At 71.3% G+C, this 23,059-nt stretch carries 25 protein-coding genes and 2 tRNA genes; 9 read left to right on the forward strand and 18 right to left on the reverse strand.

Translation table 11 applies throughout. The annotated features are described in order from the left end of the window. Positions 1 to 23: 23 nt before the first annotated feature. From SCAB_RS14385 to SCAB_RS14405, 5 genes are all read right to left on the reverse strand, one after another. Positions 24 to 1,031 carry a tetratricopeptide repeat protein gene (locus SCAB_RS14385; protein WP_013000809.1) on the reverse strand — a complete coding sequence of 336 codons (1,008 nt, stop codon included), beginning with the start codon at positions 1,029 to 1,031 and terminating at the stop codon, positions 24 to 26. Between the two features lie 262 nt (positions 1,032 to 1,293). Beyond that, positions 1,294 to 1,683 carry a roadblock/LC7 domain-containing protein gene (locus SCAB_RS14390; RefSeq protein WP_013000810.1) on the reverse strand — a complete coding sequence of 130 codons (390 nt, stop codon included), beginning with the start codon at positions 1,681 to 1,683 and terminating at the stop codon, positions 1,294 to 1,296. A 100-nt stretch (positions 1,684 to 1,783) separates the two neighbouring features. Beyond that, complete coding sequence (locus SCAB_RS48430; RefSeq protein ID WP_231885006.1) at positions 1,784 to 2,320, reverse strand: hypothetical protein; 537 nt, start codon at positions 2,318 to 2,320, stop codon at positions 1,784 to 1,786. Beyond that, entirely contained in the window at positions 2,320 to 3,156 is an 837-nt protein-coding gene (locus SCAB_RS14400) for a DUF4388 domain-containing protein (protein WP_013000812.1), read from the reverse strand. The genes SCAB_RS48430 and SCAB_RS14400 overlap by 1 nt, the downstream gene beginning before the upstream one ends. Further along, the gene (locus tag SCAB_RS14405; protein ID WP_013000813.1) at positions 3,153 to 3,494 is read right to left on the reverse strand and encodes a hypothetical protein; all 342 of its coding nucleotides are present in this window, start codon (positions 3,492 to 3,494) and stop codon (positions 3,153 to 3,155) included. Before SCAB_RS14405 ends, SCAB_RS14400 begins: the two co-directional genes overlap by 4 nt. A 195-nt stretch (positions 3,495 to 3,689) precedes the next feature. Here SCAB_RS14405 and SCAB_RS14410 point away from each other — a divergent pair, with 195 nt between their 5' ends. Continuing rightward, entirely contained in the window at positions 3,690 to 4,055 is a 366-nt protein-coding gene (locus tag SCAB_RS14410) for a hypothetical protein (protein WP_013000814.1), read from the forward strand. 91 nt (positions 4,056 to 4,146) lie between these two features. Here SCAB_RS14410 and rsrA read toward each other — a convergent pair whose 3' ends face one another. From rsrA to SCAB_RS14430, 4 genes are all read right to left on the reverse strand, one after another. Continuing rightward, positions 4,147 to 4,461: a mycothiol system anti-sigma-R factor gene (gene rsrA / locus SCAB_RS14415; RefSeq protein ID WP_013000815.1), complete on the reverse strand. Its 315-nt coding sequence runs from the start codon at positions 4,459 to 4,461 to the stop codon at positions 4,147 to 4,149. Next, positions 4,458 to 5,129: an RNA polymerase sigma factor SigR gene (sigR, locus tag SCAB_RS14420; protein ID WP_013000816.1), complete on the reverse strand. Its 672-nt coding sequence runs from the start codon at positions 5,127 to 5,129 to the stop codon at positions 4,458 to 4,460. The genes rsrA and sigR overlap by 4 nt, the downstream gene beginning before the upstream one ends. Before the next feature lie 268 nt (positions 5,130 to 5,397). Further along, the gene (locus SCAB_RS14425; RefSeq protein ID WP_037728509.1) at positions 5,398 to 6,057 is read right to left on the reverse strand and encodes an alpha/beta hydrolase family protein; all 660 of its coding nucleotides are present in this window, start codon (positions 6,055 to 6,057) and stop codon (positions 5,398 to 5,400) included. A 1-nt stretch (position 6,058) separates the two neighbouring features. Next, positions 6,059 to 6,874, reverse strand: coding sequence for an SOS response-associated peptidase (locus SCAB_RS14430; protein ID WP_041669205.1), 816 nt, complete (start codon positions 6,872 to 6,874; stop codon positions 6,059 to 6,061). A gap of 110 nt (positions 6,875 to 6,984) precedes the next feature. On the opposite strand from SCAB_RS14430, the gene SCAB_RS14435 reads away from it, so the two are divergent. The 4 genes from SCAB_RS14435 (at position 6,985) to SCAB_RS14450 (ending at position 10,642) form a co-directional block, all read left to right on the forward strand. Then, complete coding sequence (locus SCAB_RS14435) at positions 6,985 to 7,707, forward strand: M50 family metallopeptidase (protein ID WP_013000819.1); 723 nt, start codon at positions 6,985 to 6,987, stop codon at positions 7,705 to 7,707. A 121-nt stretch (positions 7,708 to 7,828) separates the two neighbouring features. Next, positions 7,829 to 9,160 carry a 3-phosphoshikimate 1-carboxyvinyltransferase gene (gene aroA / locus SCAB_RS14440; RefSeq protein WP_013000820.1) on the forward strand — a complete coding sequence of 444 codons (1,332 nt, stop codon included), beginning with the start codon at positions 7,829 to 7,831 and terminating at the stop codon, positions 9,158 to 9,160. Between the two features lie 16 nt (positions 9,161 to 9,176). Next, positions 9,177 to 10,190: a ribosome small subunit-dependent GTPase A gene (rsgA, locus tag SCAB_RS14445; protein WP_013000821.1), complete on the forward strand. Its 1,014-nt coding sequence runs from the start codon at positions 9,177 to 9,179 to the stop codon at positions 10,188 to 10,190. 128 nt (positions 10,191 to 10,318) lie between these two features. Beyond that, positions 10,319 to 10,642 (forward strand): DMT family transporter, encoded by a 324-nt coding sequence (locus tag SCAB_RS14450; RefSeq protein ID WP_013000822.1) that lies wholly within the window; start codon positions 10,319 to 10,321, stop codon positions 10,640 to 10,642. Between the two features lie 32 nt (positions 10,643 to 10,674). On the opposite strand, the gene SCAB_RS14455 is transcribed toward SCAB_RS14450, so the two are convergent. After that, positions 10,675 to 11,298 carry a TetR/AcrR family transcriptional regulator gene (locus SCAB_RS14455; RefSeq protein WP_037729188.1) on the reverse strand — a complete coding sequence of 208 codons (624 nt, stop codon included), beginning with the start codon at positions 11,296 to 11,298 and terminating at the stop codon, positions 10,675 to 10,677. Between the two features lie 326 nt (positions 11,299 to 11,624). On the opposite strand from SCAB_RS14455, the gene hisN reads away from it, so the two are divergent. The 3 genes from hisN (at position 11,625) to SCAB_RS14470 (ending at position 13,515) form a co-directional block, all read left to right on the forward strand. Beyond that, positions 11,625 to 12,425: a histidinol-phosphatase gene (gene hisN / locus SCAB_RS14460; protein ID WP_013000825.1), complete on the forward strand. Its 801-nt coding sequence runs from the start codon at positions 11,625 to 11,627 to the stop codon at positions 12,423 to 12,425. 186 nt (positions 12,426 to 12,611) lie between these two features. Continuing rightward, positions 12,612 to 13,046 (forward strand): CBS domain-containing protein, encoded by a 435-nt coding sequence (locus SCAB_RS14465; RefSeq protein WP_013000826.1) that lies wholly within the window; start codon positions 12,612 to 12,614, stop codon positions 13,044 to 13,046. Between the two features lie 49 nt (positions 13,047 to 13,095). After that, positions 13,096 to 13,515 carry a Fur family transcriptional regulator gene (locus tag SCAB_RS14470; protein WP_013000827.1) on the forward strand — a complete coding sequence of 140 codons (420 nt, stop codon included), beginning with the start codon at positions 13,096 to 13,098 and terminating at the stop codon, positions 13,513 to 13,515. Positions 13,516 to 13,610: 95 nt separating this feature from the next. Here SCAB_RS14470 and SCAB_RS14475 read toward each other — a convergent pair. From SCAB_RS14475 to SCAB_RS14490, 4 genes are all read right to left on the reverse strand, one after another. Continuing rightward, positions 13,611 to 13,684 (reverse strand) — tRNA-Met (locus SCAB_RS14475). A gap of 55 nt (positions 13,685 to 13,739) precedes the next feature. After that, positions 13,740 to 15,758: a tetratricopeptide repeat protein gene (locus SCAB_RS14480; protein ID WP_173402875.1), complete on the reverse strand. Its 2,019-nt coding sequence runs from the start codon at positions 15,756 to 15,758 to the stop codon at positions 13,740 to 13,742. A 172-nt stretch (positions 15,759 to 15,930) separates the two neighbouring features. Then, positions 15,931 to 16,004 (reverse strand) — tRNA-Met (locus SCAB_RS14485). 53 nt (positions 16,005 to 16,057) lie between these two features. Continuing rightward, on the reverse strand, positions 16,058 to 19,057 hold the full coding sequence (locus SCAB_RS14490; RefSeq protein WP_049875710.1) for a UPF0182 family membrane protein: 3,000 nt from the start codon (positions 19,055 to 19,057) through the stop codon (positions 16,058 to 16,060). A 163-nt stretch (positions 19,058 to 19,220) separates the two neighbouring features. Between SCAB_RS14490 and SCAB_RS14495 the strand changes: the two genes are divergently transcribed. Continuing rightward, a complete protein-coding gene (locus SCAB_RS14495; RefSeq protein ID WP_037728503.1) occupies positions 19,221 to 19,763 on the forward strand; it encodes a PPA1309 family protein in 543 nt (180 codons plus the stop codon). A gap of 91 nt (positions 19,764 to 19,854) precedes the next feature. On the opposite strand, the gene SCAB_RS14500 is transcribed toward SCAB_RS14495, so the two are convergent. The 4 genes from SCAB_RS14500 to SCAB_RS14520 form a co-directional block, all read right to left on the reverse strand. Next, positions 19,855 to 20,952, reverse strand: coding sequence for a YlbL family protein (locus SCAB_RS14500; RefSeq protein WP_013000831.1), 1,098 nt, complete (start codon positions 20,950 to 20,952; stop codon positions 19,855 to 19,857). 268 nt (positions 20,953 to 21,220) lie between these two features. Continuing rightward, positions 21,221 to 22,095 (reverse strand): IS5 family transposase gene (locus SCAB_RS44820; RefSeq protein ID WP_231884914.1). Its coding sequence is split into 2 segments (ribosomal slippage): positions 21,221 to 21,703 and positions 21,706 to 22,095, totalling 873 coding nucleotides; the frame shifts between segments, so codons are not numbered across the junction. Between the two features lie 43 nt (positions 22,096 to 22,138). After that, positions 22,139 to 22,303, reverse strand: coding sequence for a hypothetical protein (locus SCAB_RS47730; RefSeq protein WP_013000832.1), 165 nt, complete (start codon positions 22,301 to 22,303; stop codon positions 22,139 to 22,141). A 135-nt stretch (positions 22,304 to 22,438) separates the two neighbouring features. Further along, positions 22,439 to 22,903 carry a molybdenum cofactor biosynthesis protein MoaE gene (locus tag SCAB_RS14520; RefSeq protein ID WP_013000833.1) on the reverse strand — a complete coding sequence of 155 codons (465 nt, stop codon included), beginning with the start codon at positions 22,901 to 22,903 and terminating at the stop codon, positions 22,439 to 22,441. Positions 22,904 to 23,059: the final 156 nt, after the last annotated feature.

Genomic DNA, 23,059 nt, shown 5'->3' on the forward strand with positions numbered 1-23,059 from the left:
GCCGAAAATCGAACCACGAGCCCCTAACAGACCTCTTCCAGATCCCGCCAGTCACGGGAATCCGGACTGTCGGCCACCCATCCGTCCAGCAGCCCCCGGACCAGCGAGGCCGGCGCGGCCACCCCGCACTCCCGTTCCGGCGCCCACAGCTGCCCGTCCGTGACATGCCCCAGCGGCCCCGGGTGCCCCGGCTCACTGTGGTCGTGCGGGTCCAGGTGCTCCCCGTCGCCCTCGTCGGACGGCATCCGCGACTCCGAACAGAGCCGGCACAGCAGACGCACCGACGACGACCAGTCCTCCGCCGCGAAGCCGGCGTCCGCCGCGAGGCGCTCCAGCGCGTCCCGGTCGGCCTCGGTCGCGGCCTCCAGCAGCACCACCCAGGTCGGCACGGGCGAGGGCGCCCACAGCTCGATCTCGTCGAACACCGGATAGGCGTGGCCCGCGGCCGTGGTCCGCTCGCCGTGCGGCACCCCGTCGTGCAGGACGACCTCGCCCCAGCGGCGCCCGGACGAGGGCAGCGGAATGGAGAGCACCTCGATCCGCGCGGGGTCGAGCCGCCGCCCCCACACGACCTCGGCCTCACCCTCCGGAGAGAGCCGTACGGCCGCGCTGCCGAGGTCCATGCCCACCGGCTCGCCGTTGTCACCGGGGCCGCTGCCGGGCTTCGGCCGGGACGCGCCCCCGGGGACCCGCAGCCCGTACGCCTGCCAGGCGCGGCGGGCCAGCGGCCAGTCCTGCAGGGCGGTCGCGGCGATGCCCACGTTCCACCAGTCGGGCGCCCCCGTCTCCCGGTCGAGCAGGGCCACGGCCCGCAGACCGGCCGCCCGCGCCTGTTCCCAGTCGTGGCGGAACTTGTGCAGCAGGGCAAGGTTGAACCAGGACTCGGACAGCCAGGGCTCCAGGTCCGCGGCACGTGTCAACAGTGCGCCCGCGTCCTCGTACCGACCGTCACCGATCAGCGTGAACGCACGATCGGTGGCCTGCCGCCAAGAGGCGGAGGGCCGATGCCGTCCCTTGCCGAAGATCCTCACGATTCCCGCCTGCCAGTTACGGTTCCCGCCTGTCAGTTCCCGTCGGAGTGGGCCGGCCGCCGCCCCCGGTACACCCTCTCCCTCGCATCCAACCACGACCGCGTGGAGGGCCGCTCATTACCCATGGGTTACCCCACCACGGACGGGGTCAGACAGTCTCTCGACAGTACCCTCACGAGCGATTCACCACCCTGGGACGGAACACCCGCGGGAGGACGACGGCCGGCACCGCACCGGCGGTCGACGAGACCGTACCCGCTCGTCAGTTCGCCACGTCCGCCGCGAGCACCTTGGAGAGCTGTTCCACGGTCGCCGGGGACTCCCGCTGGAAGGCGGCGAGGTCGAGGCCGTCGTCGCCCATGACCGTCAGGAGCGCGCGCTCGCCGACGGCGACCACGATGACGTGGCCGGAACCGCACCGGACGACGACCTCGCGCAGCGCGCCGGCACCGGACTGGTCGGCCATGCGGCGGCTGACGCCGAGGGTGGCGGCGGCGAGCGCGGCGACGGACTCGGGATGGACCTTGTCGACGTCGGCGACGACGAGGAGGCCGTCCACGGTGGACAGGACGCTCTCGGCGACGCCCATCACCCGGTCACGCAGCGAGGCCAGGATGTCCATCAGCGATTCGGTCGATGCGTGTGCGGTCATGGGGACGTGCTCCTTGGTCCAGATGTCTGCGGTGGCGTGCCGTCCGGGCGGCAGGCGATGCCGGGCATCGTGGGTGCCGTACGGGGGTCTCGGGCACCCCTCAGTCGGAGAGGTGCCCGTCGGACTCGGGGAGAGCCCGCAGTCCGCGGCGGACGCGCCGCAGCATGTCGAGGGAGGGTTGGTCGGCGAGCAGTTCCTCGGCCGACAGCGTGGACAGGGGCGGGAAGGGCGGCGGCACGGCCGGGCCGTCCGACGTGCCGTCCCCGGTGTTCACGGGGACCGGCGTCGCTCCCCGCACGGGTAACGGGGGCCGTCCGGCAGCGTCCCGTACGGGTGACGGGAGTGGTCCGGCGGCGTCCCGTACGGGTGACGGGGGTGGTGCCGCGACGGCGCCGCCGGCCCCGGTCCCCTCGGTCGTGGGGACGGGCGCGGCGGGCCGCTGTCCGGCCGGCGCGCCCTCCGGTTCGGCGCACGGCGGCCGTCCGTCGGCCGGGGTGAGCGGTGCGGCGGCCGGGCGGGCGCCGGTGGGCGGGGCCGGGCGGTCGGCCGCGGCCGTTCCCCGGGCCGGCCGCCGTCGGAGGCGGGCGGCCTTGCTGCGGATGCGGCGCTTGCGGGCCGGGTCTCTGTCGGCGCTCACTACCCGTCCTTCGCTCCGGGGTCTCCGATCGGAGAGCCTCCACCTGGCCTGCGTCTGGGCAGGGGGCCGGCTCTCGGGGACGGCTCCTCGGAGGCCGGCTGCGCCTGCGGTGTCCGGGGCGCCGTGCTGGGGCGGCCACCGGGCTCGGCCCTGGTCCGCCAGCTGATCAGCTGCAGCGATTCCAGCCGGATGAGGTCCAGCATCACCGCGTAGAGGCCGCGGCCCCGCGCGAAGGCGATGTCGCGCGGCGTGCGACGGCCGTTCACGCTGTCGACGAGGTCGCGGTGGCGCCGGGTCAGCCGGCCGTCGTGCTCCGCACCGCCGTGTCCGGTGACCGGTTCGGGCCGGGCACGGGCCAGGTCGCCCGCGGGGCCCCACAGTGCGGTCAGCAGTGTCATACGGCGGGTGGTCTCCTCCGCCAGCGGGCGCGGCTCGACACCGGGACGGACGAGGAGGGTGGGCTGCCGTGCGGTCAGTTCCCAGCCGCCGGGCGCACTGAGCGCCATCGCGAAGGCCCCGTCGAACAGGGCCGCCGTGCAGACGACCTCCAGTTCGGCGGCGCCGATCAGGCCGGCGGCCACCAGGTGCGGGCCGAGCCGGTCGGCGTCGGGTTCGGCCGCGCAGGCCGCCAGCCAGGCGTCGTCGTCGATCCGGCCCGAGGAGAGCAGCGCGGACGTCGCGGTCGGCGCGCCCGGTGTCTCGATCGCGCCGATCAGGCCGTCCCGCAGGTGAATCGTGCCACCGGGGGAGCCCGAGACTCGGACCGTGCAGGTACGGCCCTCCTGGTGCAGGGCCTGGAGGAGCGCGGGTACGTTGCGGGCCGAGGGGGTTTTCACGCCAGCACCTCTCGGACCCGGTCGCCGAGACTGCGCAGCGCCAGGGCCACGTTCGCCCGGTCGCGGTCGAGGCCGGCCGCCAGCAGCAGCGGGTCGCCGGCCGACCGGTCCACGCAGAACAGCACCTGGTGGCGATGCCTGCTGGTCATGACCACGCTTTCCAGCTCGCCCTCGGCCCCCGCGGCGCCGAGCCGCTCGGAGATCAGGGTGGCGAGATCGGAGCACTCCACCCCCGTCCCCGCCGCCGCGGCGTCGCCCGCCGTGGCGTACGTGAGACCCGTGACCGCGTCGACGAGGGCGACGCCGACGACACCGGGAGAGTCGAGAAGCCGGTCCAAGGAGGTCTGGAGCGCAGGCTTCCTTTCCTCAAGTCCCCCCATTCGCCCTCCACGTTCACGCGCCGCGCAGTACTTTGAACGCCAACTTCCACAACAAGGCCAAAAGTTGATGTTTGTGACCGGTAGGTCACTCGCGTCGATCGTAGTTGGCCGGACAGTGACCGGTCAGCAGCACTGAGGAATTGGGGCAGCAATATGAACATCGAGACGGCGCTCAAGGAAGCCATGGCTCTCGACGGCGCGGTCGGCGTCGCGCTGGTCGACTACGAGAGCGGCATGTCGCTCGGCACCCTCGGCGGCGGACAGCACCTCGACCTGGAGCTGGCGGCGGCCGGCAACACCGAGGTGGTGCGGGCCAAGATGCGCACGCTGGCCTCGCTGGACATGAACGACGTGATCGAGGACATCCTGATCACGCTCGGCCGCCAGTACCACCTGATCCGCCCGCTGACCAGCAGCAAGGGCTCGCTCTTCCTCTACCTGGCGCTGGACCGCTCCCGCAGCAACCTGGCGCTGGCCAGGCACGGCCTGAAGCGCATCGAGAACGGCCTGGAGGTCTGAGCCGCTTCCGCCCCGCATCCGACGCGACGACGGAGCCCGCCGCGGGAGGGGCCGCACGGCCCTTCCGCGGCGGGCTCCGCCCCGGTGGTTCTCAGCTCTCCTGAGGAGCGGCCGGAGAGGCCGCCGTCACATCGTGCTCGGGCACGGTCTGCCCCGACCGGATCAGATCGATCCGGCCCATCACCTTGGCCCGCAGGTCGGTCGGCACGTCATCCTGCCCGCAGCACCGCTTGACCAGCTTCTTCACGGCCTGTTCGAGCCCGTACTTCTCCAGACAGGGCGAGCACTCCTCGAAGTGGTGCTCGAACTTGGTGCAGTCGGCGTCGGGCATCTCCCGGTCGAGGAACTCGTAGAGATGATCGAGGATTTCGCTGCAATCCGTCTCGTGCGGCTCTCCGCAGCTCATGAGCCCGAGCCTTTCGCTTCGTTCGACTCTCCGGCGCCGGCCGGGACGAGCCCGCGGTCACGGGCGTAGTCCTCGAGCATGCCGCGCAGTTGACGGCGGCCCCGGTGCAGCCGGGACATCACCGTGCCGATGGGTGTCCCCATGATGTCGGCGATCTCCTTGTACGCAAAGCCCTCGACATCCGCGAGATAGACGGCGATGCGGAACTCCTCGGGGATCGCCTGCAGCGCCGACTTCACGTCCGAGTCGGGCAGGTGGTCGAGCGCCTGCGACTCGGCCGAACGCAGTCCGGTCGACATGTGCGACTCGGCGCGCGCCAGCTGCCAGTCCTCGATCTCCTCGGCCGCGGAGCGCTGGGGTTCGCGCTGCTTCTTGCGGTACGAGTTGATGAAGGTGTTCGTGAGGATGCGGTACAGCCAGGCCTTCAGGTTGGTGCCCTCACGGAACTGGTGGAAGGACGCGTACGCCTTCGCGTACGTCTCCTGCACCAGGTCCTCGGCGTCGGCCGGATTGCGCGTCATGCGCAGCGCTGCCGAGTACATCTGGTCGAGGAATTCCAGGGCGTCCCGCTCGAACCGGGCGCTGCGCTCCGCGGCGGTCTCGGTGCCCTCGGGCTGCTCCGCCTGGCCCCGTTCGGTCCCTGCGTCGGTCCCAGTGACCGGACCCACCTCCTCCAGCGTCTGTGCGATACCGAAACCGGTACCACCAGAATCGGAGGATAGACGACGATCCATGCCCGCCGCCGCCCGAACTGGGCCGCTCTTGGCCGCGTGCAGCACCGTCCAGTCCAGGTCAGCGCGGCTGCTGCGGCTCGGGCAGTAGGTCGAACCCATGCGGCGGACTTCCTCTCCTAGGGCGGTCAGCACGGTCTTTCGCACTGTCTGATCCGCACAACCAAGGCCCGCCGCTCCGCATTCCCGGCCGCCGCACGACCCGTCATCCGAGTGACGCGATCCACTCCACGACACCGTCGGTGAGCACGGTCAGCGCCTCCTCCTGCCCGAGGGGCGCCCTCTTCGGCACGGCGAACCCGTGATCGCCGTACGGCACCTCGACGAGCCCGTACGGGCCCTCCGGGAACTCCTCCGGCTTCCCGAACGGATCGTTCCCGCCCTGGACGACGAGCGTGGGCACACCGGCCCCCAGCAGCTCGTCCGCCCGCGACTTCTCCGGCCGCCCCGGCGGATGCAGCGGAAAGCTCAGCGCCAGGACGGCCACGGCGCCCAGCTCCGTCGCCGTACGGCAGGCGACCCGGGCTCCGGCGCTCCGCCCGCCCGCGATCACCGGGAGTCCCGGCTTCGCCAGCGCGGGCCACAGTCCTCGCCAGCCCACGTCCAGGGTCTTCGGCGCGGGCGCGAGCCTCTTCCCCGCGACCCGCCACGGCTGCTCCACCAGGGCGACGCTCACGCCGTGCGCGGGGAGCACGGCGGCGAGGGCCCGGAGGTCACGGGCCTCGACACCGCCGCCGGCGCCATGGCCGAGGGCGAGGACGCGTTCCGGTGCCTCGGCCTCGTACCAGCTGACACGGGCCGTGCCGGCCTCCGTGTCGATCTCTTCCTTCGCCGCCGCGTTCGCTGCTGCCTCGATCTCGGTCACGTCAGAAGAGTGTGCCCTCCTCGGGCCCCTCCAGCTCCTTCAGCAGCTCCGGGCCGTTGTTGCGGACGCTGCTGACCGCGGTGGAGACGGGGTAGGCGCGCATCAGCCCGGCGGGCGGCGGTTCGAGCAGAGCCCGCAGATCGTCCGGGTCGGTGCGGGCGGGATCGAGCCATCCGTCCCAGCGGTCGGGCGTGAGCATCAGCGGCATCCGGGGGTGAATGTCGGCCAACGCGCGCGGGCCGTCCTGCGGGGCCACGGCCAGCGGGGACGTCTCGGCCTCGGTCGTGATCACCGAGCAGGTCGCCCACCAGGCCCGCGGGTGGTCGTCCGGCAGCGTCCTGTCCCGCCAGAACTCGTACAGCCCGGCCATCGCGAAGACCGACCCGTCGGCCGGGAGCACGAAGTACGGCTGCTTGCGCGGGCGCTTCTTCCTGCCCTCGACCTCCAGCTCCCGCTCCCCCGCGCCGGTGACCCACTCGAAGTAGCCGTCGGCGGGCAGGATGCAGCGCCGGGCGGCGAAGGCCCGGCGGTACGACGGCTTCTCGTGCACGGTCTCCGCGCGGGCGTTGATCATCCGGGCGGCGCCCTCGGGGCTCTTGGACCAGGACGGGACCAGCCCCCACTTCAGCTTCCGGAGCTGGCGAACCGGCCGCTTGTCGTCGGCGTCCTTCAGAGGGCGGTCGAGAACCGCGTAGACCTCCTTGGTGGGAGCCACGTTGTAATCGGGCTCCAGGGACTCCTCCGGCTCCCACGTCTCGATCTCAAAGACTCCTGCGAGATCCTCGGGCCTACGACTCGACGCATACCGTCCGCACATAGGTGCCACACTGCCAGGCCGACCCGTCACCCGACCACCGCCCCCGCACCCCCACCCGGCGTCACACGCCGCCCCCAGCCGATCGCGACCCCGAGGAGCCACAGCAGAACATGGAAAGCACCGCAGTCACCTCGCTGGCGAGTCTGTGGGACGAAATCTTCGGCACCCAGCCCGAACCCGACCTCTGGGTCGTCATAGCCACCGCGGTCGCCGCGCTCGCGGCGATCGTCCCGCACGGCGTCTGGCGCCTCTCGCGCAACGCCATCACCATCGCCCACGAGGGCGGCCACGGTCTGGTCGCGCTGCTCACCGGCCGCACCCTGACCGGCATCCGGCTGCACTCCGACACCAGCGGCCTCACGGTGAGCCGGGGCAGGCCCACCGGCATCGGCATGATCCTCACCGCCGCCGCCGGCTACACCGCTCCCCCGCTCCTCGGTCTCGGCGGCGCGGCCCTCCTCGGCTCCGGCCGCATCACCCTGCTGCTGTGGCTCTCCACGATCCTGCTGATCGCCATGCTGATCATGATCCGCAACGCCTACGGCGCCCTCACGGTCCTCGTCACCGGCGGCACCTTCGTGGTCGTCTCCTGGCTCGCGGGACCCCAGGTCCAGGCCGCGTTCGCCTACGCGGTGGTCTGGTTCCTGCTGCTGGGCGGCGTACGCCCGGCGTTCGAACTCCAGGCCAAGCGCCGCCGCGGCGGGGCCGGCGACTCGGACGCGGACCAGCTCTCCCGCCTGACCCACGTCCCGGCGACGGTATGGCTGATCATGTTCCACGTGGTGTCGCTGTGCGCCCTGACGGGGGGCGGCCGCTGGCTGCTGCACCTGTGACTCCGGGGGCCCGCGGCGCGCGGGGAACCGCGCGACCGGCCACGACGAAAGCCGCATCCGACGGGCGACGCATGTCAACCGGCTGAACCGGGCGGAGGCAACCCCCACTAAAGTGGGCCGCATGGCCCTGAACGCACAGCCCGACCTCTGGCCCGCCCCGCACGCGAGCGGAGCCGTCGACGCGACGGTCCACGTCCCGGGGTCCAAGTCCGTCACCAACCGCGCCCTGGTCCTCGCCGCCCTCGCGAGCGAGCCCGGATGGCTGCGCCGCCCCCTGCGCTCCCGCGACACCCTCCTGATGGCGGGCGCGCTGCGCGCGATGGGCGTCGGCATCGAGGAGACGGTCTCCTCCAGCTCCTCCGGCGCGGGCGGTTCCGGCGAGGCGTGGCGCGTCCTGCCCACCGGCCTGCACGGCCCGGCCACGGTGGACGTGGGCAACGCCGGCACGGTCATGCGTTTCCTCCCCCCGGTCGCCGCGCTCGCCGACGGCCCCATCCGTTTCGACGGCGACCCGCGGTCCTACGAGCGCCCGCTGCACGGCGTGATCGACGCCCTGCGCGCCCTCGGCGCCCGGATCGACGACGACGGCCGGGGCGCCCTCCCGCTGACGGTCCACGGCAGCGGCGCGCTGGACGGCGGCCCGGTGGCGATCGACGCGTCCTCGTCCTCGCAGTTCGTCTCGGCGCTGCTGCTCTCGGCCCCCCGGTTCAACCAGGGCGTGGAGGTCCGCCACACCGGTTCGACGCTGCCCTCCCTGCCCCACATCCGGATGACCGTCGACATGCTGCGCTCGGTCGGCGCGCAGGTAGACACCCCGGAGTCGGGCGGCGAGCCGAACGTCTGGCGGGTCACGCCGGGCGCGCTGCTCGGCCGCGACCTGACGATCGAGCCGGACCTGTCCAACGCCCAGCCGTTCCTGGCGGCTGCCCTGGTGACCGGCGGCAAGATCGTCATCCCCGACTGGCCCGCGCGCACCACCCAGCCCGGCGACCAACTCCGAGAGATCTTCACGGAGATGGGCGGCATCTGCGAACTGACCGAGTACGGCCTGGTGTTCACCGGCTCCGGCGCGGTCCACGGCATCGACGTGGACCTGAGCGAGGTCGGGGAGCTGACCCCGGGCATCGCCGCGGTCGCCGCCCTCGCCGACTCCCCCTCGACGCTGCGCGGCGTCGCCCACCTCCGTCTGCACGAGACGGACCGCCTGGCCGCGCTCACCAAGGAGATCAACGAACTCGGCGGCGACGTCACCGAGACCGCCGACGGCCTCCACATCCGCCCCCGCCCCCTGCACGGCGGTGTCTTCCACACGTACGACGACCACCGCATGGCGACGGCCGGTGCGATCATCGGCCTGGCGGTGGAGGGTGTGCGCATCGAGAACGTGGCGACGACGGCCAAGACCCTGCCGGACTTCCCCGACCTGTGGACCGGGATGCTCGGGAAGAACTGACGGGCGGACCGGGATCATGCGCCGTTACGGCAAGCACACCGACGAGGACGACATCCGCAGCCGCCCGAACCGCAAGGGCAACCGTCCCCGTACGCACATCCGTCCCAAGCACGAGGACGCGGCGGAGGGCATGGTCCTCACCGTCGACCGGGGGCGGCTGACCTGTCTGGTCGAGGACCGTGTGGTGATGGCGATGAAGGCCCGGGAGCTGGGCCGCAAGGCGGCGGTGGTAGGCGACACCGTCGCCCTGGTCGGCGACCTCTCCGGCAAGAAGGACACCCTCGCCCGGATCGTCCGCATCGCCGACCGTACGTCGGTGCTGCGCCGCACGGCGGACGACGACGACCCCTACGAGCGGGTCGTCGTCGCCAACGCCGACCAGCTCGCCATCGTCACGGCCCTCGCCGACCCGGAACCCCGCCCCCGGCTGATCGACCGCTGTCTGGTGGCCGCCTACGACGCCGGCCTCGCGCCCCTCCTCGTCCTGACGAAGTCGGACCTGGCCTCTCCGGACAAACTCCTGGAGCTCTACGGCGACGTCGACCTCCCCCACGTCGTGACGAGCCGCGAGGAACTGGAGTCGGGGGGCGCCGCCGACCGTGTCCGCGTCCACCTCGACGGCAGGGTCACCGCGTTCGTCGGCCACTCCGGCGTGGGCAAGACGACCCTGGTGAACGCCCTGGTCCCCGAGGACCGCCGCCGTACGACGGGGCATGTGAACGCGGTGACGGGCCGCGGCCGGCACACCACCACCTCGGCGCTGGCCCTGCCCCTGGCGGACTCGGACGGCGGCTGGGTGGTGGACACCCCGGGCGTCCGGTCGTTCGGGCTGGCCCACATCGACCCCTCCCGGGTCATCCACGCCTTCCCGGACCTGGTTCCGGGCACCGAGGGCTGCCCGCGGGCGTGCAGCCACGACGAGCAGGACTGCGCGCTGGACCAGTGGGTGGCGGACGGACACGCGGACCCGGCCCGCCTCTACTCCCTGCGCAGACTCCTCGCGACGCGCGAACGACGGGAAGGCGACTGACCTCCGCGTTGTTTGCGCCCCCGCCCACCCGGTAAGTGCATAATCGCACCAAGTCGGACCCGGAGCGGACGAGATCGCCGGGAGCGGACCGAGCGGTCACGGAACGCGGGGACACGGGAGGACGAGACATGGCGTGGCTGCTGGTGGTCGTGGCGGGGCTGCTGGAGACCGGGTTCGCCGTCTGTCTGAAGCTCTCGCACGGTTTCACCAGGCTCTGGCCCACGGTCGCCTTCTGCGTCTTCGCCCTCGGCAGCTTCGGACTGCTGACCCTCTCCCTGAAGAAGCTCGACGTCGGCCCCGCCTACGCCGTCTGGACGGGCATCGGCGCGGCCGGCACCGCGATCTACGGGATGATCTTCCTCGGCGACCTCGTCTCCACCCTGAAGATCGTCTCGATCACCCTGGTGATCGTGGGGGTCGTGGGCCTGCAACTGTCCGGATCCGCCCAGTAGTCCGCGGCCCGGCGGGGACGGCGCCGCGGCGGCTACAGATGGTTGAGGGACCGGCTGAGCTGACGCGGCAGCGCGGTCCGCACGAGGTCCGTGACCCCGCCCTCCGCCGGGGGCGCCGCCACGCAGGACAGGGCGAGCCGGACGGCGAGTTCGCAGGACCGGGCCAGCTCCCCCGGGTCCGGCCGGGGAGCGCCGGGCCCGGACAGCGCGGCGACGGCCCGTTCACGCACCAGCGCCACGAAGTCGGTGGGCGCGGGCAGGGGCCCGTCCGCACGGCGCTGGGCGGGCACGACGGAGGACGAGGGCACCGCCGAGAGGGTCGGTGAGGGCAGCCGCTCGCTCCAGCAGCCGGTGAGCATGGCGCGGACGAGCACGTTGTTCCGGGAGGCCCGTACGGTCCATTCGGCGGTCGCGGCCAGCCGGTCCCGGGTGTCCGCGGGAGTGGCCAGCGCCCGGTCCACGCCCGCCAGATAGCCGTCCGCCTCCCGCCGGACCAGGGCCCTGGCGAGTCCGTCCTTGCTGCCGAACTCGTTGTACAGCGTCTGACGTGACACTCCCGCCACCGCCGCCACGTCCACCATGCGTACGGCGGACCACGGCCGGCGCATCAGCGCCGTGTAAGCGGCGTCCAGCAAGGATTCCCGCGCTGCAGGCATCATCGCCTCCCTAACAAGCGAGCGGGCGGCTCTGGCCCTCAGATTTGACGCGCATCAAGTCACTGTCAAGAGTTCGCGGCGGCCCCCGGGGGCGCGCGTCGGCCGGCGCGCGCGGCACGTGCCGCCCCACCTCGACGGCGCCCGCCCTCACCCCCGTCGGTGACTCCCCGTCGTCTGCCCACGGCCTCGGCGGGACATTCACGCCGAGCCCCACGCGCTCACACCGCCCGGCGCTCCGGTCCCGGACCTCCCGCGGACCCCGTTGCCCCGACCCGCCTCCGGCCCCCTGTAGCCCCGTACCGACCTCGACAGATACCGTTCGCCACATGGCCGACTACCTCGACGACCTCCGCTTCGCCCACGTCCTCGCGGACGCCGCCGACGCGACCACCATGGCCCGCTTCAAGGCCCTCGACCTGAAGGTCGAGACGAAGCCGGACATGACCCCGGTGAGCGAGGCCGACAAGGCCGCCGAGGAGCTCATCCGCGGCCAGCTCCAGCGCGCCCGCCCCCGGGACGCCATCCTGGGCGAGGAGTTCGGCCTGGCCGGAACCGGCCCCCGCCGCTGGGTCGTCGACCCGATCGACGGCACCAAGAACTACGTCCGGGGCGTCCCCGTCTGGGCCACCCTGATCTCCCTGATGGAAGCGGCCGAGGGCGGCTACCAGCCCGTCGTCGGCGTCGTCTCCGCTCCTGCCCTGGGCCGCCGCTGGTGGGCGGCGAAGGGCCACGGCGCCTTCACGGGCCGCAGTCTCAGCTCGGCCTCCCGTCTGCGCGTCTCCCGCGTCGCGCGGCTGTCGGACGCGTCCTTCGCGTACTCCTCCCTCGGCGGCTGGGAGGAGCGCGGCAGCCTGAACGGCTTCCTGGACCTGACCCGCGAGGTGTGGCGCACGCGCGCGTACGGCGACTTCTGGCCGTACATGATGGTCGCCGAGGGCTCGGTGGACATCTGCGCCGAACCCGAGCTGTCCCTGTGGGACATGTCCGCCAACGCGATCATCGTCACCGAGTCGGGCGGCAGCTTCACCGGTCTCGACGGCCGCCCCGGCCCGCACAGCGGCAACGCGGCGGCGTCGAACGGTCTGCTGCACGACGAGATGCTGGGCTACCTGAACGAGCGCTACTGACCGCTCCTCTGCCGGAGTGATCCCGAGGCGCCCCGAACTGACCACGCACGCCCCCTTGTTGACCTCCGCTTTACCTGCCACATTGAGAGCTCCCCCCTTGTGAACTTGTGCAGTGCTCAATTGGTGCCTCCGGCGCCGGGCCCGCACCATCCGTCACCGGGGTGCCCTAGGAGGTGGCTGAACTCCATGCTCGTCCGCGACGCCATGAGCACAGTGGTCCTCACCATCGGCCCCGATCACACTCTCCGGCAGGCCGCCGCCCTGATGTCGGCCCGCCGCATCGGCGCGGCCGTGGTCCTCGACCCGGACGCCGGCGGACTCGGGATACTGACCGAACGCGACGTCCTCAACTCCGTCGGCCTGGGCCAGAGCCCGGACGCCGAGCGGGCCCATGCCCACACCACCACCGACGTCGTGTTCGCCACGCCGTCCTGGACCCTGGAGGAAGCGGCCCGCGCCATGACCCACGGCGGCTTCCGCCATCTGATCGTCCTCGACGAGGGCGCCCCGATCGGCATCGTCTCGGTCCGCGACATCATCCGCTGCTGGACCCCGGCCCCACAGCCCGTCAATCGAGATCGATCCCATATTGGATCGATTCCAAGTCAAGCCAAGCTCTAAAATCACACCCGTTCGGGAACTGTTCGTCCAGGCTGTTACGCTGGTGGCTATGAGTGACCTTCTGGAACGGCTGCGCGGACGCGGATGGCGCATGACCGCACAGCGGCGCGTCGTGGCCGAGGTGCTCGACGGCGAGCACGTCCACCTGACGGCCGACGAGGTGCACACACGCGCCGTCGCCAAGCTGCCGGAGATCTCCCGGGCCACCGTCTACAACACGCTCGGTGAGCTGGTCGTCCTCGGTGAGGTGCTGGAGGTCGCCACGGACCGGCGGGCCAAGCGGTACGACCCCAACGCGCACCGCCCGCACCACCACCTGGTCTGCGCCCGATGCGGCACGATCCGGGACGTCCACCCCACCGGGAACCCCCTCGCCGATCTCCCCGCCTCCGAGCGCTTCGGCTTCACCGTCTCGGACGTGGAGGTCACCTACCGGGGCCTGTGCCCGACCTGCGCGACGACGGCCTAGCCCCGGCGGTGCACGACGAAGCCCCCGGCATCACCCGCTCGGGGGCATACACCAAGGGCCCGGAACCTGATCGGTTCCGGGCCCTTGGCCTTCAGTAGCGGGGACAGGATTTGAACCTGCGACCTCTGGGTTATGAGCCCAGCGAGCTACCGAGCTGCTCCACCCCGCGTCGGTGAAATGAACACTACGTCAAGCTCATCGACCAGCGCAAATCCATTCAGCGCCTACGCCGACAGCTCGTCCCGCAGCGCGTCCCGCAGCCTCGCCGCCCGCTCCCTGACCTCCGCCGGGCCGAGCGCCACGGCCCGGTCGGCCCACCGCTTGCCCTCCACCAGCTCGCCCCGACGCGCGTAGACGAGGGCGAGCCGCAGAGCTGCCCGCCCGTGCCCCGCGTCGGCGGCCCGGGCCCACCACGACGCGGCCTCCGGCTCGCTCCCCTCACGGGCCAGCAGCAGCCCCAGATTGAACGCCCCGTTCCGCGACCCGGACTCCGCCGCGGCCCGGTACCACCGGGCCGCCTCGGCCACGTCTCCGCGCCCCGCGGCGAGCATCCCGACCCGCACCTGGGCACGCCGGTGCCCCTGGGACGCGGCCCTCTCGTACCACTCCTCGCACTCGTTCTTCTCCCGCACCGGCTCCCCCAGCTCGTGCGCGGGCGCCGGCGGCCGGCGCGCGTCCAGCACCGCGGCCAGCCGGTACGCGGCCTCCGCGCTGCCCCCGCCCGCGGCACACCGCAGGTGCCGCTCGGCGGCCCGCTCGTCGCCGTCCCGCAGCCGCGCGATGGCGACCTGCAGCGCCGCCTCGGTGTGGCCCGCGGCGGCCGCCCGCTCGTACCAGACCAGCGCCGTCACGTCGTCGCCGCGCCCGGCGAACAGGATGCCCAGGTTGAAGGCGGCGTCCACGCTGCCGGCCTCCGCGGCCTTGGAGAACCACGGCTCGGCCCCGGCGGTGTCCCCGACCTGCAGCAACAGGATGGCCAGCGCGTTCGCCGCCTCCCGGTGCCCGGCGTACGCGGCCCGCCGGTACCACTGCTCGGCCTGCGCGGTCCGCCCCTGCTCGGCGCAGAGCAGCCCGAGGTTGTACGCCCCGTTGACGTCACCGGCGTCCATCGCGGCGCGGTACCAGCGCTCGGCGGTCTGCGTCTCGCCCCGCTCGGCGTGCAGCGCGCCCAGCGCGTTCGCCGCGTTGCCGTCGCCGTCCTGGGCGGCCCGCAGCCACCACACGGCCGCGCTCTCCGTGTCGCCCGCGTCCCGCAGCAGGAACCCGAGCGCGCACGCGGCGCGCGGCTCGCCGTCCTTGGCGGAGGTGAGGTACCAGCGGCCGGCCTCCTTGTGCTCACCGCGCCGCTCCAGGATCGCCCCGAGGTGCAGCGCGGCCCGCCGGTGCCCGCGCGCGGCGGCCTGGCGGTACCACTGCTCGGCCTCCTCGGCAGCGGCGCCGGCCCCGTCGGCCGCACCGGACTCGCCCGCCCGTGCGGCCGCGCGGCCCGCCCGGACGACGAGGCGGCCCTCGCGGGCGGTGTCACGGTCCGCGCCCGCGCTCTCGAACGCCGCCCGCGCGATCCTGCGCCCCTCGCGCGCGGCGGCGCGTTCCTCCTGCTCGGCGAGGTGGTCCAGCGCCCGCGCGAGCCGGTAGGCGGCCTCGCGGTGCCCACGCTCGGCGGCGACCCGCATCCATCGCTCCGCGGCGGCGTCGCTGCGGTGTTCCAGCAGGTCGGCGAGGGCGTACGCGCCCAGGGCGTGCCCCTGCTCGGCGGACTGGCGCAGCCAGTACTCGGCGGCCGGTTCGTCGCCGCGCTCGCGGTGGTGCCGGCCGAGCGCGTGCGCGGCCGCGGCGGAACCGGCGACGGCCGCGACCCGCCACCAGCTGGCGGCCTCGTCGGCGTAACCGCGCTGGTGCAGCAGAACACCCAGGTTGTTGGCCGCCGCTCGGTCCCCGGCGGCGGTGGCGCCCCGCAGGTAGGGCTCGGCCCCGTCGAGGTCTCCTCGGCGCAGCAGCATGGCTCCGACGACGCTCATCGCCTCGGCGTCGCCGGACTCGGCGGCGAGACGCTGACGCGCCTCCTCCACGGCGTCCCCCGTCTCGTCCTCGTCCGCCGTACGCACGGACTCGACCGACGCGGTGGACTCGGCGGGCACCGCGAAGTCTGCAGGCAGCACAAGGTCGTCAGGCTGCGCAAAGTCGGCACGCTGCGCAAACCGCCCTGTCTCCAACAGAGTTGCCTTGTCCCCCATAACGTCCATCGTCGCACCACCTGCAACCTGGGTACACCTGGTATACCGCAGCCATTGAGGTCACTACAGCGTTTTGTCGACATGCCCACAGAGCGACAAGTCAAACACAGATTGCCCGGATCCCCCCCGCCAACACGTCGAAGGCCCGGATCCTGATGAGGATCCGGGCCTTCAACTTCAGTAGCGGGGACAGGATTTGAACCTGCGACCTCTGGGTTATGAGCCCAGCGAGCTACCGAGCTGCTCCACCCCGCGCCGTTGTGTTGCAACCGTACCACGGTGCGGGGTGGAGCCCTGCATCAGCCTTTTCAGCCGCTTCCGGAGCCTCCGTCGTCGTTCTTGTCTCCGCCGTCGCTCTTGTCGCTCTTGTCGCTCTTATCGGCGCTGTCGCTCTTGTCGCCGCTCTTGTCGCCGCTGTCGTTGCCGCTGCCGCCGGTCCCGCCGGCCTTGGACTGTGCGTCCTCGGCGCGCTTCAGCGCGTCCTCCAGGTCCTGCTGGGCCCGGCCGTACGCCTCCCAGTCGCCGTCCTTGAGTGCCTGCTGGCCCTCGTCGAACGCCTTCTGGGCTTCATCCAGGGCCTGTTGGACCGTCGGATCGCCCGACTTCGGCGGCTCGTTGGTGCCCTGGTCGCCGTCGTCCGCCGGCGGCTCCGTGGGCGATCCCTCGGTCTCGAACACCTTGTTCAGCGCGGCGTCGAGGGTGTCCTCGAAGGCCGTGTTGCCGCCGTAGGTGACCAGAACCTTGCGCAGCAGCGGGTACTTGAGCCCGCCGCCTCGCACATAGACGGGTTCCACGTAGAGCAGGCCGCCGTCGAGCGGGACCGTCAGGAGGTTGCCGTACTCGACCTGTGAGTCACCTCTCTTGAGGAGGCTGATGGTCTCGGCGATGTCCTGTTCGGAGTTGAACTGGCTCTGGACCTGTTTCGGTCCGTCGATCGGTTCGCTGGTCGGCAGTTTCAGGATTCTGATCTTGCCGTAGTCCTTGGTGCCCGCCTCGGCGTTGACCGCGACGAAGGCACTGAGGTTGTCCCGGCCGTTGGGCGTGAGCGTGGTGGTCAGCGAGAACGCCTGTGCCGTCTGGCCCGGCAGCTTCATGCTCAGGTAGTACGGCGGAACCGCGTTGCCCGAGGTGTTGGTCGGGTCGTCCGGGACCTGCCAGACCTCACTGCCGCTGAGGAACGTCTCGGCGTCCTTCACGTGGTAGCGGGTCAGCAGCTCGCGCTGGACCTTGAACAGGTCCTGCGGGTACCGCAGATGGGCCTCCAGCGACTTCGAGATCGCCGCCTTCGGCTCCACCGTGTCGGGGAACGCCTTCATCCAGGTCTTCAGGACCGGGTCCTGGGTGTCCCACTGGTAGAGCTTGACCTGACCCGTGTACGCGTCGACGGTCGCCTTCACCGAGTTGCGGATGTAGTTGACCTGGTTCTGCTGGGCCACCACCGCGCGCTGGCTGTTGTCGGCGGTCAGCGAGTCGGCCGTCGTGTCCCCCAGAGTGGTGCGGGAGGCGTACGGGTAACCGTTGGTGGTCGTGTACGCGTCGACGATCCACTGGATCTTCCCGTCGACGACGGCCGGGTAGGCGTCACCGTCGATGGTCAGCCAGGGCGCGACCGCCTCGACGCGCTCCTTGGGCGTGCGGTTGTACAGGATCCGCGAACCCTCGCCGATGGCGCCGGAGTAGAGGATCTGCGGCTCGTTGAACGCCACCGCGTACGCGGCCCGGTTGACCGGGCTGGAGAGGTTGATCCCGCTGCCGCCCTTGTAACTGGTGGTCTTCTCACCGCTGTCGTCGGAGTAGTCGATCTCCTTCTGGGGACCGCCGACGATCGAGTACTGGGTGGTCTTCTCGCCGTAGTAGACCCGCTGCTGGTACTCGCCGAGGTCGCCCTTGGACGGCAGGTCCGACTCGGTGAACACCGGGCGGCCGCCGGCGGTGGCCTCGGTGCCCTTGGCGGCGACCACGCCGTAGCCGTGGGTGTAGCGGAAGTGGTCGTTGATCCAGTTGTTCTTCGGGATGCCCGCGAGGTTCAGCTCGCGCAGACCGATGACGGTGTCCTGCTCCGCACCGTCCTCGTTGCTGTACCGGTCGACGTCCAGGTTCGTGGGGAACGCGTAGTAGTTCCTCATCTGCTGGAGCTGCTGGAACGTCGGCGAGACGATGTTCGGGTCGAGCATGCGGATGCTGGCCGTGGTGTCGGCGTCCTTGCGGAGCTTGGCCTTGTCCGTGGTGTCGCTCACACCCGAGTACTCCTCGACGTCCGTTCCGTCGATGCCGTAGGCCTGCCGGGTCGCCGCCAGGTTCTTCTCGACGTACGGCGCCTCCTTGGCCTGCTCGTTCGGCTGGACCTGGAACTTCTGGACGATCGCCGGGTACAGCCCGCCGATGAGGATCGCGGAGAGCACCATCAGGCCGAAGCCGATGACCGGCAGCTGCCAGGTGCGGCGCCAGATGGTGGCGAAGAACAGCAGCGCGCAGATGACGGCGATGCAGAACAGGATCGTCTTGGCCGGCAGGTACGCGTTCGCGTCGACGTACCTCAGGCCCGTCCAGTTGCCGGTCGCCTTGAAGTCGCTGGACTTCACCGCGAGCCCGTACCGGTCGAGCCAGTACGCGACCGCCTTCAGGGCGACGAAGATCCCTAGCAGCACCGACAGGTGCCCCGTGGCCGCGGCGGTGGCGCGCGCACCCGGGGAGGTGACCCTGAGGCCGCCGTACAGGTAGTGCGTGAGCGCGGCGGCGATCACCGAGAGCACGGCCGCGGCGAAGCCGAAGCCGAGCAGGAAGCGGTACCAGGGCAGATCGAAGGCGTAGAAGGAGACATCCAGACCGAACTGGGGGTCCTTCTGCCCGAACGACACCCCGTTGACCCACATCAGCCAGGTGCGCCACTGCCCGGAGGCGGAGGCGCCGGCGATGAGGCCCACCAGGGAGGTGATCCCGAGGAGCAGCCACTTCTTGTAGGGCGCGATGCCCATCCGGTACCGGTCGAGGTTCTGCTGCTCCATCGACATCGCGCTCAGCGGCGGCCGCAGCCGGTGCGCCAGCCAGATGTTGAAACCGACCGAGGCCGACATCAGCAGACCGAAGACGAAGAACAGCCCGATCTTCGTCCAGAGCGTGGTGGTGAAGACGGACGAATACCTCACCGACCGGTACCAGAGCCAGTCCGTCCAGAATCCCGCGAACATGACGAAGACCATGCCGAGGACGGCAAGGACGCCCAACGTCATGAGCAGCGTCCGGACACGTCGGGACGGTCGGCCCACTCTGATCCGCGGCCCCGTCGGGCCTCCGCCGCGGTCCGGCATCTGGAAAGCCAAGGTGCGCACCTCGAAGTTCGCTGTCGATACGTCAGGCCCGCGTCTACGGACCCTCCAGCGGGCCCCGTGATCGCAGGGGCCTCACCTATGCAACTTACTCACGCTTTACTCGGTTCCCGCTTCAGGGGACGAACGAGGCAGGATTGTGACCATGTCCAACACTCCCATGGCAGCGAACCCCCTCACCCGGGCCGTGCTCGAGATCGACGAGTACGCCTCCGGCCTCGGCTGGGACCAGCCCGCTCGCCTCTTCGCCCTGGTGGATACCGCGCGTCTGCGGTCCCAGGAACCCGCCCTCGCGGCCCAGCTCGGACTGCAGAACGAGTCCGAGACCGTGGGTCTCACCCCGATCGAGCAGGACGAGCTTCCCGCGGGCAAGGCGCTGGACGAGTTCCTCGGCACCATCGCCTGGCCCGACGCGGTGGTCGGCTGCGCGCTGACCGTGGAGCGGCTGATGCTGCCGCCGTCCGCCGAGTCGTCCGTCCCCGAGAACCTCGACGAGGCCCGTCTTGCCCAGTGGGTCGCCTCCCACCCGGAGCGCCAGGAGGTCCGCATGACGGTCGCCGTCCTGCGGGACGGCTCCCGTGACTCGGCCCTGCGCCTGCGCGAGAAGGACACCCCGACCGAGGTCCTCACCGGCCCGGAGCTGGTGCCGGGCCTGGCGGAGGCCCTGTCCGCGACCTTCGTGGACTGAATCCGCCGCCACGCGCGTGGGGGGCGCCCCCGGTCTCCGGGAGCGCCCCCCGCGCGCGCGTACGTCCGTCCGCGTCGGCCCTCGTGGCCCGTCAGCCCTTCGTGCTGCACTTCGGCAGGTCGGCGGTGTCACCGGCGCGGATGTCCTTCAGGGCGCCCAGCGCGTCCCCGATGGTGCCGACCTTGACGAGGGTGAGCCCGGCGGGGACGTCCCGGGCGGCGGTGGCGCAGTTGTCCTCGGGCGTCAGGAAGTACCGGGCGCCCTTGGCCCGCGCGCCGACCGTCTTCATCTCGATACCGCCGATGGGGCCGACCTTGCCCTGGTCGTCGATCGTGCCGGTGCCGGCCACGAACTTCCCGCCGGTGAGGCTGCCCGGAGTCAGCTTGTCGTAGATACCGAGGGCGAACATCAGTCCGGCGCTCGGGCCGCCGACGTCGGCGAGCTTGATGTCGATGGTGAACGGGAACGTGTGGTCGGTCCCGGCCGAGATGCCGACGATGGCGCGTTCCTCACCCGTGTCGTCGGACTTTCCCGTGGTGATCGTGACCTTCTCGGTCTCGGTCGCCGTCCTGTTCGCCTTCTCGGCGGCGGCCTGGGCCTTGGCGGGCACGATGACGAAGTCCACGTCCTCGCCCGGCTTGTGCCGCGTGACGAGCTTCGCCACGTCCTCTGGTGCCTTGACCGCCGTCCCGTCGACGGACTTGATCACGTCACCGGCGTGCAGCTTGCCCTCGGCCGGTGAGTCCTTGAGCACGGTGGAGACGATCACCCAGGACCGCACCGGGATGTCCAGTTCCTTCAGGGCCGCGACCTTGGCGCTCTCCTGGGACTGGCTGAACTCCTCGGCGTTCTCCTGCGTCGACTGCTCCTTGGTCTTGCCGTCCGGGTAGAGCGTGTCGTGCGGCACGACCTTGTTGTCGTGTGCAAGCCAGCCGTACACGGCCTCGACCAGGTTCATCCGGTAGTCGGCGCTGGTGACGCGGACCGTGGTCATGTTCAGATGCCCGCTGGTCGCGTACGTCCTGCGCCCGGAGATCTGCAGCACCGGATCACCGCCGTGCTTCCCGAGCGTGTTCACCGTCGGCCCCGGCGACATCTCCGCATAAGGCACGGGAATGATCACACCCGCGCACAGGAGTGCGATCAGCATCAGGGTGGAGGCGAGCATCGTCGCGGTGCGGCGTGGCATGGAACGACAGTACGGGACAGGCATGTCGGCGCACTGTCGGGGCCGTCCGTCCGGGGTGGGGCGGGCCTAGGGCGTGTTGCGAAAGTCCCGTCGTTCGCCCGAAGGGCGGGCCTCGCGGCGTCAGGTGCGTGCTCTCGGCGTGCCGGGCGGAAGCCCTCGTACTGGATGTACTTGGGCTTTCGCCCGGTGCGGCGAGAGTGCGTGCATGGCGTCGCGAGGCAGGCGGGACTTTCGCAACACGCCCTAGGGTGCGTTTTGAAAGTGCTGGTCATAGCCACTCGTTGATGGCTGCGACCAGCACCGTCGCTTCGTAGCGGACGGCGAGCTTGTCGTATCTCGTGGCGACCGCACGGTGCCGTTTCAGGCGATTGATTCCGCACTCCACTGCGTGGCGCTGCTTGTAGTCGTCCTTGTCGAACTTGGGCGGGCGGCCGCCGTGGGAACCGCGTTTCTTGCGGTTGGCAATCTGGTCGCGCTTCTCCGGGATCGTGCAGCGGATGCCACGTTTGCGCAGGTAGTCGCGGTTCGCGCGGGAGCCGTACGCCTTGTCGGCACGCACCTTGTCCGGCCGGGTGCGCGGGCGGCCCTGCCCGAGCCGGGGCACCCGGATACGGCCCAGGACCACCTGGAACTGCGGCGAGTCACCACGCTGTCCAGCCGTGATGACCAGCGCCATCGGCTTCTGGGCCTGCTCGACCGCCAGGTGCAGCTTGGTGGTCAGCCCACCCCGGGATCGTCCGAGCCCGTGGTCATCGGGCTCGATGAACACGCCACCTGGCGGCTCGATCTGCAGATCCCCTTTTTGCGGGCACCGGCCGCATGCTGGTGGGCGCGGGCGATGGTGGAGTCCACCGAGACGTCCCAGGTGATCAGCCCCTCGGCGTCGGCCCGGGCCTGCAGCTGCTCGAAGATGCGGTGCCAGGTGCCGTCCCGCTGCCAGCGCCGGAACAGACCGTAGACCGTCTCCCACGGGCCATACCGCTCGGGCACGTCCCGCCACGGAGCACCGGCGCGGGTGCGCCAGCGTATGCCGTCTATCAACTGCCGCTTGGTGTGCACCGGTGGCCGTCCGGGCTTCTTGCCGGCCGGGAGCAAGGGCTCCAGCTTCGCCCATTGTGCATTCGTCAGATCATGCCGTCCCACGAAGTGGATCTTGACACATCAAGATCCACTTCTGAAACGCACCCTAGCCGCCGGAGTGGGACCGTTCCATGGCCTCGCGGAAGCGGGAGTAGCCCGCGAGCTCGGTGCCGTCCTCGATGCTCCTGCGGTTCCGGCTGGCCCAGCCGCCCCACAGTCCGGCACCGATCGCCGCCACGAGTGGAATCAGCAACCAGGCGAGCGCCGCCATGCCGGCCTCCCAACCCCTGTCAAACAACCACAACTGACTGATCAGCAGATTAACCGTCCGCTCCGTCAACGCTCGCTCCGGGGGGCGGGTTACGCAACCGGAACGCGCACGGGCGCGTTCCGGTCACGGCCCCGGCTACGCGCCGACCCACTCATCGGTGCCGTCGGAGAATTTCTGGTGCTTCCAGATGGGCACGTCGCGCTTGAGGTCGTCGATCAGTTTCCGGCACGCCTCGAAGGCCTCGCCCCGGTGCGGACACGACACGGCAACGACCACCGCCAGGTCTCCGACCTCCAGGTTCCCCACCCGGTGCACGGCCGCGAGGGCTCGCACCGGGTAGTCCGCGACCACCTTCTCCGCGATCCGCCGCATCTCGGCCTCGGCCGTGGGGTGACACGAATAGCCCAGTTCGTCGACGTCCGCTCCGCCGTCGTGGTTGCGCACGGTCCCCACGAACAGCGCGGTCCCTCCGGCCGCGTCGTCCCCGACCGCGCGGAACACCTCGTCGACGGAGAGTGCCGTCTCCCGAATCCCGATCAGCTTGACGGGCTCCTCGGCCCCCTGCTCACCCTCACCGGGATGATCATCATTGACTGCCATACCCCCATCGTGCCCCACCCGGCCCCCGCCCGACGAGGCCGAAAACGCGCGTACGTGCGCGGGGCGGCCGGGCGGTACCTACAGGCGCGCGGACACGGCAGAGCCACCCGGCTGTCGTTCCGCCGGGCGGCCCGGGCGGGCGCGTCGGTCCCGGCC

This window comes from Streptomyces scabiei 87.22, assembly GCF_000091305.1.
Lineage (GTDB): Bacteria > Actinomycetota > Actinomycetes > Streptomycetales > Streptomycetaceae > Streptomyces > Streptomyces scabiei.